The organism is Acinetobacter sichuanensis (genome assembly GCF_003024515.2).
Lineage (GTDB): Bacteria > Pseudomonadota > Gammaproteobacteria > Pseudomonadales > Moraxellaceae > Acinetobacter > Acinetobacter sichuanensis.
This window is the reverse complement of the sequence record NZ_PYIX02000214.1, coordinates 1-601: the sequence shown is the minus strand read 5'-3', so window position 1 is coordinate 601 and position 601 is coordinate 1. Positions and strand designations below refer to the sequence as shown.

The window sequence follows — 601 nt, the reverse complement described above, 5'->3', positions numbered from 1 at the left end:
TCCACACTAAAACCATTACGAACTTTAATACTCTCCAGAATCTTAACAAAGCTCAATTTTTTCTGATTACCAACAATAATATAATCCCAGTCTTTAATTGCTGCTGCCTGAATCACATGGATCATTGGGAACGCGCCTTTTGTTGCGTCCTCAGCACGATTTTTACTTGGTGCAACACTTGGATGATCCACATATATACCACAGCGATAATTACGATTAATTAAACGTGTAGCGCGTTGAGCGACTTGATAAATAGATCGTCCTGCACCATCAGCATTACGCTCTAAATATTCGAGTTCACTTGGACGATTAAATACTGGCGTTTTACCAAAAGCTAAACCAATATGGCTGGCTAATGTTCGACTCGTTACACCCGGGAAGATTGCACGATGTAGGTATTCTGCATAACGTTTTTTGCCATCAGGATCATCACGAGAGGTAAATAAAGAAGGTCTCTTCAAATATACTTCGGTCTTTGCTTTAATGACTTCTTGACCACCACAAACATCATCCAACTTATTCCAAGTCGCGATGTGCTTATCATAGTCGGTATGTGTTGTTGTAATGCTCATAGTTAAAATCCAAACATTGGTATATCGAT

The 601-nt window shown here is 39.1% G+C and carries 1 pseudogene; it reads right to left on the bottom strand.

Going from position 1 to position 601, the window contains the following annotated elements:
• Positions 1-572 (bottom strand): annotated as a pseudogene (locus tag C9E89_RS23100) (DUF4055 domain-containing protein); the annotation flags it as partial.
• Positions 573-601 lie beyond the last annotated feature (29 nt).